This window comes from Butyrivibrio sp. NATIVEDY162, assembly GCF_045999815.1.
GTDB lineage: Bacteria > Bacillota > Clostridia > Lachnospirales > Lachnospiraceae > Butyrivibrio.
Genome location: NZ_CP172573.1, coordinates 1,522,451 through 1,538,231 on the forward strand (window position 1 = coordinate 1,522,451; position 15,781 = coordinate 1,538,231).

General features: G+C 40.1%; 14 protein-coding genes. 1 reads left to right on the forward strand and 13 read right to left on the reverse strand.

Annotated features, from left to right (window positions below):
- Positions 1-275: 275 nt before the first annotated feature.
- From ACHCNF_RS06255 to carB, 10 genes are all read right to left on the reverse strand, one after another.
- Positions 276-1,067 carry an ABC transporter permease subunit gene (locus ACHCNF_RS06255; protein WP_408071920.1) on the reverse strand — a complete coding sequence of 264 codons (792 nt, stop codon included), beginning with the start codon at positions 1,065-1,067 and terminating at the stop codon, positions 276-278.
- 250 nt (positions 1,068-1,317) lie between these two features.
- Positions 1,318-2,001: an ABC transporter ATP-binding protein gene (locus ACHCNF_RS06260; protein ID WP_408071921.1), complete on the reverse strand. Its 684-nt coding sequence runs from the start codon at positions 1,999-2,001 to the stop codon at positions 1,318-1,320.
- 178 nt (positions 2,002-2,179) lie between these two features.
- Positions 2,180-2,641, reverse strand: coding sequence for a DUF3021 domain-containing protein (locus ACHCNF_RS06265; protein ID WP_408071922.1), 462 nt, complete (start codon positions 2,639-2,641; stop codon positions 2,180-2,182).
- An 84-nt stretch (positions 2,642-2,725) separates the two neighbouring features.
- The gene (locus ACHCNF_RS06270; RefSeq protein WP_408071923.1) at positions 2,726-3,169 is read right to left on the reverse strand and encodes a LytTR family DNA-binding domain-containing protein; all 444 of its coding nucleotides are present in this window, start codon (positions 3,167-3,169) and stop codon (positions 2,726-2,728) included.
- 698 nt (positions 3,170-3,867) lie between these two features.
- Positions 3,868-4,491 (reverse strand): GDSL-type esterase/lipase family protein, encoded by a 624-nt coding sequence (locus ACHCNF_RS06275; protein ID WP_408071924.1) that lies wholly within the window; start codon positions 4,489-4,491, stop codon positions 3,868-3,870.
- Between the two features lie 660 nt (positions 4,492-5,151).
- Entirely contained in the window at positions 5,152-5,637 is a 486-nt protein-coding gene (locus tag ACHCNF_RS06280; protein ID WP_408071925.1) for a hypothetical protein, read from the reverse strand.
- Complete coding sequence (locus ACHCNF_RS06285; RefSeq protein WP_408071926.1) at positions 5,637-6,293, reverse strand: hypothetical protein; 657 nt, start codon at positions 6,291-6,293, stop codon at positions 5,637-5,639. The genes ACHCNF_RS06280 and ACHCNF_RS06285 overlap by 1 nt, the downstream gene beginning before the upstream one ends.
- A 413-nt stretch (positions 6,294-6,706) precedes the next feature.
- A complete protein-coding gene (locus ACHCNF_RS06290) occupies positions 6,707-7,048 on the reverse strand; it encodes a hypothetical protein (RefSeq protein ID WP_408071927.1) in 342 nt (113 codons plus the stop codon).
- A complete protein-coding gene (locus tag ACHCNF_RS06295) occupies positions 7,045-7,176 on the reverse strand; it encodes a hypothetical protein (RefSeq protein ID WP_408071928.1) in 132 nt (43 codons plus the stop codon). Before ACHCNF_RS06295 ends, ACHCNF_RS06290 begins: the two co-directional genes overlap by 4 nt.
- A 94-nt stretch (positions 7,177-7,270) precedes the next feature.
- Positions 7,271-10,519, reverse strand: coding sequence for a carbamoyl-phosphate synthase large subunit (gene carB, locus ACHCNF_RS06300; protein WP_408071929.1), 3,249 nt, complete (start codon positions 10,517-10,519; stop codon positions 7,271-7,273).
- A gap of 382 nt (positions 10,520-10,901) precedes the next feature.
- Here carB and ACHCNF_RS06305 point away from each other — a divergent pair, with 382 nt between their 5' ends.
- Positions 10,902-12,701, forward strand: a complete 1,800-nt coding sequence (locus ACHCNF_RS06305; RefSeq protein WP_408071930.1) for a methyl-accepting chemotaxis protein — start codon at positions 10,902-10,904, stop codon at positions 12,699-12,701.
- A gap of 534 nt (positions 12,702-13,235) precedes the next feature.
- Here ACHCNF_RS06305 and ACHCNF_RS06310 read toward each other — a convergent pair.
- The 3 genes from ACHCNF_RS06310 to ACHCNF_RS06320 are packed head-to-tail and all read right to left on the reverse strand — an operon-like array spanning position 13,236 to position 15,778.
- On the reverse strand, positions 13,236-13,994 hold the full coding sequence (locus tag ACHCNF_RS06310) for an amino acid ABC transporter ATP-binding protein (protein WP_408071931.1): 759 nt from the start codon (positions 13,992-13,994) through the stop codon (positions 13,236-13,238).
- Positions 13,991-14,773, reverse strand: a complete 783-nt coding sequence (locus tag ACHCNF_RS06315) for an amino acid ABC transporter permease (RefSeq protein WP_408071932.1) — start codon at positions 14,771-14,773, stop codon at positions 13,991-13,993. Before ACHCNF_RS06315 ends, ACHCNF_RS06310 begins: the two co-directional genes overlap by 4 nt.
- 15 nt (positions 14,774-14,788) lie before the next feature.
- Complete coding sequence (locus ACHCNF_RS06320) at positions 14,789-15,778, reverse strand: transporter substrate-binding domain-containing protein (RefSeq protein WP_408071933.1); 990 nt, start codon at positions 15,776-15,778, stop codon at positions 14,789-14,791.
- Positions 15,779-15,781: the final 3 nt, after the last annotated feature.

Sequence of the window (15,781 nt, forward strand, 5' to 3'; positions counted from 1 at the left end):
TCCTGATAATTTTTTTAAATTTTCTGCCTGGCTCAAATATCGCCATAATAATTTCATATAAAATAGCGATTTTTTCAGTGAGCCAAAATAACATCTCTTCTTATAGATAATCTTTTTCTCATCTCTGTATTCTCACCATAATTATACCAAAATCATGGCAAAAAAGGAATGGAATCTCCCTAAGCGAAGGGCAATTATTTCTATTATTTTCACGAGAAGTCATGCAATTGACTTAAAATTTTTTCACAGACACATGGTCAGAATTCTGTTGCAATTCAGCTGGCAAGATCTCTCCTGTCATAGCAAACAAATGCAAATGACGTCGCACAAAGTATAACCACAGCAGCTGTTATAAATGCACCTGCAGCAGTCTCTGCTCCGGAAAATATTTCCGATGCATTTGCATAAGAGTAAGGCCCTACAAAAAGATAGTCCTTAAGATCCGGCACCACGCGGCCTATCAGGTCATACACATAGAAAACAAGTGCAATTCCAAGTCCCATACCCATTTTACTTTTCCCGGAGATTGCTGATATGCCAAAGCAAATCGCTGCGATTTCGATGTTCATCAGGAGCTGTCTGAGCATGAAGGATGTAAACTCACCTGCTGGAAGCTCCTCCTTCAAATATACGAAACCTGCAACATAAAAAACAGCGCAGATTGCTGTAAATAGTACAAGCAATATAGCTACACAGATTCCCTTTGCCATAACCACCCTGGTTCTTGATACAGGAAGCGAAAACAGAAACTCCCCGGTGTGCTTATCCTCTTCCTTTGATAAAATATCGATGGCCAAAATCGCAGCAAACATGGCGCTTCCAAGGCCATGAACCGTACCAACCTCAGTAGCAAAGTACCCTTTTAAAGTGGCTATGCTAAGGGTGCTCATACCAAACGCATCTGAAAATGCCCCCATATTGGAAAACATATCCGCCATATCTTTCATATCCCCTTCCATGCTTTGATATAGAAGAATGCACGAAAGTCCCATAAGCCCAACTGATATTGACCATATCAGGAAACTTTTGAAGTTAAGTTTTATTTCTCTTATTAAAATCGTCCTCATAGTATTCACTCCTCTTACAACTTACTTATTCTCATAATTTTTGACTTCTTGAACGCAAAGATGAAAAAGCGCTCAAGAATCTATATGTATTTTCATTTCCTATAAAAAACAGCAGTACCTACTTGCTCTAATGTGCCTTGAGTGTTGCTTTGCTTCTTATAAATGCTTGAAATTTTTCCTTGCTCTTATATGCCTTGTGTGCTCTTTGCTTCCCATAAATACTTGCTAAATTTCTTTGCTCTTATATGCCTTACTCCTCATAGAACCTTATGAATTCATCCTCATCAATCAGCACAGAATCCAACATTGAAAGCCTACCCTCACGCATTATTGCTCCATGCCTGCAGTACTTGTTTACTTCAGATAACACGTGAGTTGACAAGAGGCAGGTTGCTCCTTCATTAACATATTCATCGATGAGGTTAAAAAAAGTCCTCTGCATCAGCGGATCAAGCCCTCCTGTGGGTTCATCAAAAATGAAAAGCTTAGGCCTGTGCTGCATGGCGCAGACTATGCTGACCTTCTTGCGGTTTCCGTAAGACAATTCCTTTATCCTTTTGTTTACATCAACCTTCAACCTCTCGCAGAGTTTTTCAGCCTCCAGGCTGCAATCAATATTCCTCACATCAGCCGCATACTTTATCACATCCTTCACCTTCATGGATGTGTAGAACCAGCTCTCTGATGGCATGTATCCTATGTTTTCGAGGATCTTTTCATGATCTTTTACGCTGTCCATGCCCAGGATTTTTATGCTTCCGCTGTTTATCTTTAAAAATCCCAGCATCGACCTTATGGTAGTGGATTTTCCTGCACCGTTTGGCCCTATAAACCCGAATATGTCTCCTTCTTCTATTGTCAGTGAAACATCAATAACACCTCTGTTTTTCCCATAACTCTTTGTAAGATTTTGAATTTCAACTACATTTTTCATAAACACTTGCTCCTTCCATTTTCTAATCAGCTAAAAGAACTTGCATAGCTTTCTTATCTTACAAATACCAAATAAAAAAAGCGGGAACAATAGCTGTTCCCGCAAAGTGCACTTATTTGCCCCTATGTTTCACTTTTTATATGTTATACAGGAGGCTTCCCCTGCAATCCATCCCTTTTTATTTTTTATGCTCTGACTGAAAAAGTCTAAGATCCTCATTTAGACGTCTGTCATCAATTATTCTCTTGGATTTATATATCAAAAAGACGCACAAATATACTACAATTATGTAAGCTGCAAAAAGGCCTGTTGCCAGCAGATTTTTATCAAACCATGAAAACAGATATGAGGTGGTACAGTAGATAATCGTACAAATTGCAGTCCCTAAGCAGACCTTATAGCTGAATTCATCAGCTTCGTCAAAATTCCATAAAACATATACCTGCAGATAACCTATGATATAACAGGTAAGAATCATCTCGGTCATATGAAGTATGTCCGCAACGAAACTTCCACCAATCATGCGATATACACAGTAGAAAAACAGGATTGAGAAAAAGTAAAGACAAGCCTTGAATTCAATTCCAATTTCTTTTGTAAGATACAGTTCCCATAAAGTAACTCTTTTTTTATCATTCATTTACCCGCCCTCCTAATTATGTATTGGCACGATTACTCCGTAATCCTGCCATATCGGTCTAAGCGATTCCATGTCATGACTTCGTCATGAACGTTCCTCCCTCAATAATCTCCTGAATTCTACGGCATAACGCCTTGATATCATAATATGCTCGCCGCCCTCCATGGTGGCGTCAATGCGATTTGATGACAAGCTTTTTAGGGCATTGACCTTGGCTATATTGATCACCATAGACTTACTGCATCTGAAAAAATTGTCATCATTTATACTATTCAAAAACGAGTAAAGAGAGCCATCAATTTTTATAACCTTGTCCCTGGTATATGCGAAAACCTTATCATCCACCGTTTCAAGGTACAGCACCTCAGAGAGGCTAACGCACTCACTTCCAATGTCAGTTCGGCCCCAGAGTTTGTCCCCTTCGCCATCCAGAATATCAATTATCCTGTTCACGGTGGGATTGGGCTCTTTGTAACGTATGGTCAGGCTCTCCTCGCCACTTGTGATTTTCTTAATATCAATTTTCATGATAACCCCTAAAACTCGAATCCCTCTTCTAGTGTTTTGTCTGGATGACTTTTGATTTAATTACGAAGTATCATTCTCAATAGGCTAGGAATCTGAATGAGTCGTAGCGGTGGCTACGGCGATTGAAGATGACGATGCATATTGAGAATTAGACAAGTAATTAAACAAATTGTCATCCAGACAAGACACTAGTGTAGCTGTTGTATATTAACTCAACCATATGCTTGCTATAATTTGAATCTACTGCGTTGTCATCAGTCGTCGATCTAGTGCAAATACTGTAAAATCTCAAACACCCGTAATAATGTATTTCAAAGACTCTTAATTCTATGCTGTCTGCGTTATTCCCATCATATGCTATTATCGATTTAATCCATATGAAAAAAGTTAACTATATTAAAAAGTTGCCTTGTTTTCTATCCTTATAAGTAAATTATAACGCAAATGCATTTATTATAGGGAAATATGGTGATTACTTTTTACATACTCTATTACTGTTCGCACCTTACGGTGCTCACAGCAACGGGATTTGCCCATTCCAGTTGCCTTCGGCAAAGTGGCAAATCCAGTATTCAACCCTTTAAGCAATCTCACGCTCAGCGCAGCAAGTACGCAGAGCTGTATGAACAATAACCTATTACTACAAATATAAAAACTTCCGACAAATTAGTTTGTAATTCACCGAAAGTTTTTCATGTTTATGCTATTCTCATCTCTACAAGTTTGTCTGATATCGCTGTTGATAAGCTTCTGTGGCCATTTTCATCCATGTGCTCATCATCAACCGAACTGGGAGCTGCAAAATCGGATGCTGCAAGGAACTGATTTCCGCGTCTTTTTGCTATCTTTTCATACTCGCGTCTTAGACTAACACTTGTTTTTATGGATTTTTCATCGAACTCAGGATCCTTTTCCGGAAGATATACTTCGTCACCAAGTTTAATGGGAGACACCACCAGAATCTTTTCAGGAGCTATGTACTTTTCAAGTTCATCAAGACACAGTTCAAGTCCTTTTCCTATGATATGAGAATTTGCATTAAAAACTGTCTTGCAATCATTCGTTCCAAGCATGATAATAGCCGCGTCAATGGGGTAGTTGCTCTCAAGGCTAAGGGGCAGTATCTCCGTGCCCTTCCTGAATGGACGAAGCTGATCGTCAAAAACTGTCGTCCTTCCGCAAAGTCCATCCTCAATTATTCTCACTTCCTCCAGGTTATCCTGAACAAGGCTGGTCCACCTGATTCCCCAGGGATATCTCTCCTTAGTTCCGGGGATAAGTCCCCACGTATTCGAATCACCAAATGCCAATACATTTGCCATAAGTCATACCTCATAATCGTATTGAACGAGCCTTCATCTTTATCTGACAAAACCGGATTCTTGCAGATTATTTCCGCTTTTATCCGCAAGAAGTCACACTTTTTTCACATGTCATTTAGTCCTACACAATAGTGCATCCGCAACAGGATTTTTAGTTCGGATGATTATCACTATTAACTACAAACCTTACACGTAAATTATGTAATACCCATAACAAACTGTAAAATACGCAAAACTTTTAGTCACATATAATCATGAGCTATAGACTCACTAGTACATCGTTCGCAAAATAACTGGCCTAATTCGCAGAATGCTTGCCCGAGAGTGCAGATTCAAAAACGCAGGCGTAGCGGGCTACGGCGAGGCTTTTGAGGCTGTGCTATCGAGTAAGCAGGCAAGAATTTGGTCCAGTTATTTAAGTAACGATGTACTAGTGTTTTGCCTGGATGACTTTTGATTTAATTACGAAGTATCATTCTCAATAGGATAGGAATCTGAATGAGTCGTAGCGGTGGCTACGGCGATTGAAGATGACGATGCATATTGAGAATTAGACAAGTAATTAAACAAATTGTCATTCTGACAAGACACTAGCCTTTTTTTAATACTAATTTCTGATGATCCTCCCACTAAGCCCTATAGCGGGCATTGTGTGTAATATTATTTTCTGCTTAATATTTTAGTTTCCATTTTTCTTCTCAAAATCCAATTTGTAATCACACATTTTACAAGAATGATAAGTAAAAACGGTGGCAAGGTAAAAATGATAGCTGAGGCAATAGTATTCTTTATATGTCTTATGCCTTCATCAGCGTAACATCCTCGTTCCTGGAATATGACTTCGTCATGACTGATCAGACCCAGACTTCCAAGGTCTGTAAATTTAGATATCTCATGCCCGTCATGGTACAGACTGATATCAGCTTGAGCTGTTGAACCAATCTCTCCAAAGTATAGCCTGTATGTCTTTTTTGCATATTGATTGACAAATATTTTAGTAGCGTCTTCTTTATACCAGGTGCATTCCGCTTCCGTGACATCGTCTGTGTTGATATGCAGGATCACAGAAAGCGGAATATGAGTTATACAAAATGATGCAACTACAAAGAAAAGAATTAGTATGTTTGTTAGTATTTTGTTCTTCATTATTTTGCACTTTCCAAGACGTTTCCATCTTCGTCACAAATCTCTACTTCTGCTTTATCAACGTCGTATTTAAATGGCACCTGTACGTCGTAATACATCATGGCAGTTGTTCCTATCTCACCTTCAGAAGTCTTTACAAATTTTATCTTTGCAGTCTTCTTGCCATTTTCCATGACATAGGTAATGCTCACAGGGTTATAAAAATCAGAACCATTATTTGCGGTAAGTCGCACTTTTGCCCAGCTTGTATTGCAAATTATCTGAGGCTTTGGAGCGTCAGGATATTCACCTGAAGCAACATACAGGATTTCATCCAGATCCGTGTCTGCCATCTCTTCAAACCCTTCATAATGGGTAGTTCCTTCAAGTCTTGAATCCTCTGATGTTCCTATAACACACCCACCTTCTTTTATTCTCATATCATCAGATATTCCATAGTAATTCATATCATCAGATATTCCATAGTAATCATCATATCCTGCCGTATCCTGATCTTCTAGGTTCATTCCAGATTCAGTATCGTCTTTATGAAAATAGAGATAATTCTTTTCATCCTGCTTTGCAACAATTCCACCATTATCCGTTGAATTAGCTCCACATGCAGAAAGAATCATTACTGAAATGAGCGAGAGTACGATAAGTTTTTTCTTTTTCATAGTATAATATCTCCAACTATTTATTATTATTCTCTTATACTATATACAGATGAATTAAGCGAAATGTTGCACCGATTATCATAATTTATCTTTAGATAGATAATATTTGATATTAATTATCTGTCCCTCAAACATTTTTAAAATGCGCAAAATTTCTTAGAAAGATGAGAGATCAACTATTTTTAGTTGTTGTTATTACGTTTATCTTTTTGCTATGTTTTATGTCCAGAGGGCACAGATATATAGAGAGATGGATGATATGATTTAATAATAATATAATCAGAAGAACTGTCAGGAAAACTGCATAGGATCTGATGCTTATGGCAATGCTTATTATTATGCGTTGGTAAGTACAAAGCCTATGCAAAAGAATGCATGCAGCGCGGGATGTTTTTTCACTAAATTTTCGAAGATCAGGATTCTTGCTCCTTCGTCTGACTGGCATTCCTTCTGCTACCATCCACTGTTTTCCCGATAGTAGCAGAATATTTACTGCCATTCTTTCTGCTACCATCCACTGTTTCCCTGATGGTAGCAGAATCTTTACTGCAAATCCTTCTGCTACCATCAACTATTTCCCTGATAGTAGCAGAATCCTGACTACAAATCCTTCTGCTACCATCCACTGTTTCCCTGATGGTAGCAGAATCTTTACTGCCATTCTTTCTGCTACCATCCACTGTTTCACTGATAGTAGCAGAAAAATGTTCACCCAGTCGAGTTATTATAAACAGCTGGAACTGATATTTATTCAAGCAGTGTCAATACCAAGCTCCAACAACACAAGCTCCATCAACACAAACTCCAACAACACAAGCTCCATCAACACAAGCTCCATCAACACAAGCTCCATCAACACAAGCTCCATCAACACAAGCTTCATCAACACAAACTCACATCAATGCCAAACATCATAATGCCGCGCGCCTTTAACCCCAGGGCCACACCACCCCAGCTGCCATATCAATTTTTGTACCTTATCTATCTCCATGATATTCCTGGAGGGATTTTATATTACCGCAGCCGCCGTTTTTAACTTCCTTGATACCCTGAGCAGCGGCCTTAGCAGCAGCTACTGTGGTAATGTAAGGCAGGCGGGCCTTGATTGCTGAGCGGCGAAGATATGCATCGTCGTGGGCAGCACCTTTTCCGATGGGAGTGTTTATAACAAGCTGAACTTCTCCGTTCTTTATTAGATCCTCTACGTTAGGTCTTCCGCCCTCGTAGTTCTTCATGATCCTGGTGGCTTCTATTCCGGCTTCCACAATATTCTCATAGGTTTTGCCCGTAGCATATATCTTGAAGCCTTCCTCAGCAAATGCACTAGCAAGCTCTGAAGCTTCCGGCTTGTCTTCATTATTAAGTGAGATAAGCACGGCACCTTCAAGCGGAAGTGTTGCGCCTGCTGCCTCCTCAGCTTTGAAGAATGCTTCGCCGGGAGTTTTTGCAAGTCCCAGAACTTCACCGGTTGATCGCATCTCAGGTCCAAGTACGGGGTCGACCTCAGGGAACATATTGAAGGGGAAAACAGCCTCCTTTACACCATAGTACTCAGGCTCCGTATTTTTCTTAGAATCAATGAGCCCCTGCACAGGTGAAGGTCTTCCTGTAAGCTGTGATGTGATAATATCTGTAGCAACAGGAACCATGCTGATTCCGCAAACCTTTGATACCAGCGGTACCGTACGGGATGCGCGCGGATTAGCCTCAAGCACATACACCGTATCATCCTCGATAGCGTACTGCATATTCATAAGTCCCACAACATTCATCTCTACCGCAATCTTTCTGGTGTATTCCTCAATTGTCCTTAAGTGCTTTTCAGAAATGTGTTTGGAAGGAATGATGCATGCAGAGTCACCGGAGTGGATACCTGCAAGCTCGATATGCTCCATAACAGCAGGAACAAAAGCTCTCTCACCGTCACTTATCGCATCAGCCTCGCACTCAAGCGCATTATGAAGGAATCTGTCTATCAAAATCGGACGATCGGGCGTAACACCAACTGCTGCCCTCATATATCCCTCCATACTCTCTTCGTCGCGAACGATCTCCATTCCTCTTCCGCCAAGGACAAAGGAAGGACGAACCATTACAGGGTAGCCTATTCTTGCTGCTATAGCTTTTGCTTCCTCTACATCAGAAGCCATTCCTGACTCAGCCATGGGGATCTCCAGTTTTTCCATCATCATGCGGAATTGGTCTCTGTCCTCTGCAAGGTCTATTACTTCCGGTGTTGTTCCAAGAATATTCACACCCTCTTCCTTTAGCTTAGCTGCAAGGTTAAGAGGTGTCTGTCCTCCGAACTGAGCAATTACGCCCACCGGCTTTTCCTTTTTATAAATCTGCAGTACATCCTCAAGAGTGAGGGGTTCAAAATACAACGTATCCGATGTGTCATAGTCCGTTGAAACTGTCTCAGGATTGCAGTTTACAATTATAGTTTCAAAGCCCAGTTTTTTCAGAGCAAGCGCAGCGTGAACGCAGCAGTAGTCGAACTCTATACCCTGTCCGATTCTGTTGGGGCCTCCGCCCAGGATCATTATCTTTTTGGTATCAGCTGAGTCTTCAGCCTTAGGATTCTCAAGCTTTGCATCTGACTTATAAGTTGAATAGTAGTAAGCTGCGCCTTCTGTTCCATATACGTGAACGCCATCCCACTTTTCAACAAGTCCAAATTCGTCTCTCTTATTTCTGATATCATCCTCGCTTACACCAAGGAGACCTGCGAGATATATGTCTGCAAATCCATCCTCTTTTGCCTTGAGAAGAACATCTTTATCAGGTATTTTCCCGGAAAAGTTCTTAACAATCTCTTCCTCTTCGTCCACAAGCTCTTTGATTTCATTCAGGAAATAATGCTTAACCTTGGTGATATCGAATATCTCATCAACAGTCACGCCCTTCTTGAAGGCTTCGTATATGAGGAAATATCTCTCAGAAGATGCATCCTTTAAAAGATGGAGAAGCTCTTCCTTTTCCATGTCCTGATATTTTTTCACATTTCCAAGACCGTATCTGCCCTTTTCAAGAGATCTGATAGCCTTCTGAAAAGCTTCCTTGAAATTTTTTCCTATGGACATAACCTCGCCCACAGCTCTCATCTGAGTTCCAAGCTTATCATCTACTCCGCGGAATTTCTCAAAAGCCCAGCGGGCAAATTTTACTACCACATAATCACCATTCGGAACGTACTTATCAAGCGTTCCAAACTTAGAATCCGGAAGCTCCGAGAGCGTAAGTCCTGTTGCAAGCTTTGCGGAAACAAGGGCAATCGGGAAACCTGTTGCCTTACTTGCAAGCGCAGAAGACCTGGAAGTTCTGGGGTTAATCTCGATTACAACAATTCTGCCTGTCTTGGGATCGTGAGCAAACTGCACGTTAGTGCCACCGATAACACCTATATGCTCCACAATCTTATAAGCCTGGCGCTGAAGCTCCTTCTGAAGTTTTTCATCTATTGTGAGCATTGGCGCAGTACAGAATGAATCACCGGTATGAACACCCACAGGATCTACGTTTTCAATGAAGCAAACCGTGATCATGTTGTTGTCCTTGTCCCTTACCACCTCAAGCTCAAGTTCCTCCCAGCCAAGGATTGACTCCTCAACCAGAACCTGATGGATAATGGATGCAGCAAGACCACGAGCGCAGACTGTCTGCAGTTCTTCTTTATTATAAACAAGACCGCCGCCTGCTCCGCCCATGGTGTAGGCAGGTCTTAGAACAACCGGGTAGCCGAGCTCATCCGCTTCTGCAAGAGCCTCTTCTATGCTGTAGCAAGCCTTGGATCTTGCCATCTCTATACCCAGCATATCCATGGTTTTCTTGAACTCTGTTCTGTCCTCGCCTCGCTCAATGGCATCTACCTGAACACCTATAACCTTGACGTTATACTTATCCAGGACACCCGCCTTATAAAGCTCAGAACACAAATTAAGACCAGATTGTCCACCTAAATTAGGCAAAAGGGCATCTGGTCTTTCTTTTTCAATTACAGCCGCAACGCGGTCCACATTTAAGGGTTCAATATAAGTCCTGTCAGCCATCTCCGGATCGGTCATGATGGTTGCGGGATTGGAATTAACCAAAACTATTTCATATCCAAGACTCCTCAGTGCTTTGCATGCCTGAGTCCCCGAATAGTCAAATTCGCAGGCCTGTCCGATGACAATAGGACCTGAGCCGATTATCAGTACCTTGTGAATATCTGTTCTCTGTGCCATGTTACTCTCCCATTCCTTATTTTTTATCTCTACAAATTTTATTATTCATGTCGCAATAAAACAAGTAGGAAATTTATGCAGAATGCAACATTTTCCTTTCGCGCGATGTGCAGATCACTTGGCGAGGTTTTTTCGAGCCTAGTGAAATGTCATACACAGTAGTGCGCATCCTCGCGGAGCGTTTTTTCTTTCATAGGAACGTAATTTCTTATGAAAGAAATTAATGAAGTTTTTAGAATCATTTAATAGCTGCTGTTGGGCTAATTGATATAATGATTATATAAGCACTTAATATGCGTAAAACATGCTTACTATGTCACTTTTAAATAGTAATCTTAAGGAATGATTTATCTTTGTTATTCAACTTGAGGAGGCAAGAAAAATGGCAAGCGAACAAAACTCAAAACAGGAAAATAGCTTAAAAAAAGGAAATATTTTCCAATCAATTGTGTTCCAAAATTTATCTGTAAATCTGGTTATACTCCTGGCATTTGTTATAGTTACAATTGTTCTTATTAACAGCTTAATAGGAATGAAGGAAATTGCTGTCACTGCCAGCCAGGGTGAAGCAGAAACTCTTATAGCCGAAGCAAAAATAAAACAGGCAACTCTACTTATCGACGGCAGACTAAGCGCTCTTATCGGAGCCTCGACTATCGATACCGTTGACGAAGCTACAATACAGGGATATCTAAGTGATATAGACGCTGCCAGGGCACAGATCCCTGATGCGCTAAATTACCTTAGTACCAGCCTTCTTGTAACTCAGGGTCAAAACGGTGATCAGATTTTTAACGAGCTCTCCACTGCACTGGATACATATCTTGCTGATGCCGATAAAATCGCAGCGGGTTGTAAAGCCAAGGATATGAATACTGTATTTGGCATTCTGTCTTCAACTTATTATCCCAACATGAACGCTATGAATGCATCCTTTGATACGGCCGAAGCAACCATCAAAAGCCTCTCTGATGGAATGAATGCTTTTCTTCAATTAAGATTAGACTCAGCAAAAAGAAATGCATATATAGGTATGATCATTATTGTGTTGTGTATTCTCGTAAACCTTGGCCTTGGTATTGTAAGAATCAGCAATAAGATAAGTGCTATTTCTTCTGAAGTAACATCAATCATTGATAATATAAATGCAGGAAAAGGTGATCTTACAGTACGTATCAAAACCGCCTCAAAAACAGAGCTGCAGTCCATTATCGTGGGTATCAACCAGTTTATAGAAACCCTTCAGGTGATCATACGTGACGTAAAGGATGGCACCGTTGTACTAAGAACTTCATCTGACGAAATGACAGATAAGATTCAGAGAGCAAGCGACAATATCACAAACACTTCTGCTGCTCTTGAGGAATTATCAGCCAGCATGGATACAGTTGCAACTACAGCAGATCAGATCAACGGCCGACTTGAAGAAGTTAAAGATGCAGCTGATGAGATAAGACACGAAGCCTCAGAGGGTGCACAAACAGCCATTGGTATCAGAAACGAAGCTGATGAGATCAAGGCTACAGCTGCACAGAAGAAGGAAAACACAGGCAGCAAGATCTCTGAACTTGGCAATGTACTACAGGAGTCTGTAAAGAACAGTGAAAAGGTTTCACAGATAAACGAACTTACAAATGTTATTCTGGACATCGCTTCACAGACAAATCTTCTTGCTCTTAATGCTTCCATTGAAGCAGCAAGAGCGGGTGAAGCAGGAAAAGGCTTTGCTGTTGTAGCAGGCGAAATCAGTTCTCTTGCTGAAAACAGCAGACAGACGGCAGGTAACATCCAGGTTATCAGCAATGAAGTAACAACTGCAGTTAAGAGTCTGTCAGACAACGCACTTGAAGTCATTGATTTCATCAACAATACAGTTATTGCAGACTATGACTCTTTCGTAGAAACCGGCGATAAATATGAGCAGGCTGCTATCCTAATGGATGAGATGCTTGAGAAATTCACCAGCAAGGCTGACAACCTGAATATCATCATGGATAAGATGGCTGATTCTGTCGGTTCCATCACTGAATCCGTAAGACAAAGCTCAGAAGCCATCGGCCTCTCTGCTACCAACTCAACTGAGATCGTAGGTGAGATCCAGGGTATAGACAATGCCATGAGCGAGAATAACAAAGTTACTGAAACACTGAACCAGAGAACAAGTATTTTTGAGAATCTGTGATGGGGATGCATAAGCTTTATTCTTAAAATAATATACACATATTATCGTTGATTTGCGGAATAGTTGCCTTGTCCTTGATATATAGTGTATATATTGCTAATAATACGCAGAGCAGCTATCTTTCCCGATATAATGTATATGTATTACCGATAATACGCAGGGAAGTTGTCTTTCACAATATAACGTGTATATATTACCGATATTATGCATGACAGATGCCTTATTTTCGACATAAAGACTATGATTTAGCTGTGCTTTCATCCAATTTCTGCACAATCAAAAATCTGGATGAACTATTTATCTACAAAACAATTTTTCAGAAGTGATTTTGGTTAAATAATTCATCCAAAATGCACATATTAAAAAAATAGGATGAACAGCAAACGTAATATCGTTAAAAAAAGCGAATTTTATTCATCCAAAACGAAGTTTTCCTGAAAAAAGGACTAATCAGCCACTCCTAAGCATCCTAAAAGGCGTGGCATGGTTAGTCCTAATAAGTTAGGTGAAAGTTTAGTCGTTCTATATATTTTTCTATATATTATAACCCAAATCCAGTTCAACCCGATTTTTAAGCAGGAACTCTACAGTCCTTTCATTTTGAGGATTTTCAAATATATCCTTTTGCGATCCCTGCTCTACAATCCTTCCGTTTTCCAGAAAGATCACTTTGTTAGCTACACTTTTTACAAATGACATTTCATGGGAAACTATCAGCATCGTATTTCCTTCTTCCGCCAGTGTTCTGATAGTATCAAGAACTTCTCCGACTAGCTCAGGGTCAAGTGCGGATGTTGGTTCATCAAGTAGCAGAAGTTCCGGCTTTAGCGCTACAGCTCTTGCTATTGCTACTCTCTGCTGCTGACCACCTGACAGATGTTTGGGATAATAATCAAGCCTGTCATCCATCTTCACCTGCCTCAATTTCTCAATAGCAATCTTTTTAGCCTCACTCTTTGGAAGTTTTTGCACTACCATAAGTCCTTCCATTACATTCTCAAGCGCCGTCTTTTTCTGAAACAGGTTAAACTGTTGAAAAACCATCGTAGTCTTTTTTCTTAGATCAAGCTCATCCTTCTTTTTGTGATTCCCATAATCAAGTGAAAAATCATCAAATTCAATTTCTCCCTCTTCAGGATGCTCAAGCAGATTTATCGACCTAAGAAGTGTAGATTTCCCTGTACCGGATGGTCCTATGATTGCAATAACATCGCCCTTCTCAATGTCAAACGAGACACCGTCAAGAACAATATTATCCTTAAATCTCTTATGGATATTCTTTACTTTAATCATGCAACCACCTCACCTGTTCCTACCTTATCTTCCTTAGTTTTTGCTTCCTCAGATATTTCAATAACAGTTTTTATCTTGGGCGTCTCAGGAACTTTTACGGCATTTACTATTCTCTTAAATACCTGCTCCAAAACTATGGTCAGCACCCAATAAATAATCGCCAGTGCAACATAGCTCTCAAAATATCTGTAATTTCTTCCTGCAAGTATTTTACCCTGAGCAGCTATCTCAATAACGCTGCAAGAAAAAGCAAGCGAAGTTCCTTTTATCAGACCTATCAGATTATTTCCAAGAGAAGGAATTGCAAGTTCTGTAGCTTCTGGCAGAATTATTCTTGTCATTTTCTGAAAACTGTTCATTCCTATTGATGTTGCAGCTTCAATCTCACCTTTATTAACAGCTTCTATAGCAGACTGTATAGTCACTGCATTATAAGCTGCCTGATTCAGCGCTAATGCCACAATTGCATATATTATGGGTTCTATTCTTGGTACCTGGTAATCCGATCCTCTGTAATAGTTTATATATTGCAGCAAAATCGGTATTCCAAAATATGTTGCATATAGCTGAACTATGATGGGTGTTCCTCTGATAAAAGATATGAAAAAACCTATTATTTGCTTAATTAAAGGCACCTGCTTCATTCGAAAAAGCGCCAGAACAAATCCGAATGCAAGGCCTGTGATCATTGCAACAACCGCTATTTCAAGTGTAACAGGAAGGAATTTTAAGATTTCAATAAGGTCATATCCTACTACATCTAATCTGAAAATATTCATGACCGATCATCTCCTTTACTGCCCTGTGATTTCAGCAATTTTTGCTCTCTGTTGCTCAACAAAAGCCTGTGTAATTGCTATATCACTTTTTCCCAGAAACTCTCCAATAAGTTTATCAACTGTTCCATCTGCTATAGCTTCCTCTAATGCGCCATTAACATCATCAACAAGTTGTTGCTTGTCCTTCGGAAAAATTAGGAAACTACCAGTCACCGTATTGGTCCAGTTGTCCTTATCTTCAACTGAAATATCAACTATTCTCAACCCCTGAAGTCCCAACTCTTCGACTTTTTCTTCAAGATATTTTTTTGTGAAAAATTCAAAATCTATATCACCGTTTGCCACCCTTATTTCTGTGTCAGAGCTTTCTGTATAGTTAAGATTCACCGGATTATCAGGGTGTGCCTCATTATATGCCTCAAAAATAATGGCATTGTTACTTCCAACCTGGGCTTCTGTTGTATGTCCCGGAAGATCCTCAAGTGAGTTAATATCAGAGTCCTCTTTCACAAGAATTCCATGGGTATCAGCGGAATAGACATCTGAGAAAAGGTACTTTTCTCCACGCTCCTTATTAAATCCAAAATGATTAACCGCTATATCATAGTATCCTGCATCAAGGCCTTCAAATATTGTGCCTGTCTGCGTAATTTCAAGCTCGTACTGTGGAAGCTTACTAAACACATACTTTAAAAGTTCTATATCATATCCGGTAACATTATTGTTCTCATCAGAATACACATATGGTTTTGGTCCGGTTCCTGTGGTAGCTGCCACGATCTTAATGACATCTGATGATGAAGCACTCTGATCATCCCCATTTGTGCTCTCTCCCTGAGCATCTTTGTTTGCATCTTCAGGCTCACCTGTCAGTGCTATATCTTCCTTATTTTCATCAATAACTACATCTTCCTGTGTTCCTGCAGCCTTTGCTCCACAACCGGTTAATAACAGCGATGCCCCCAGTAAAACAATTCCCCTTGTAAACAGATTATTTTTTTTCATTAT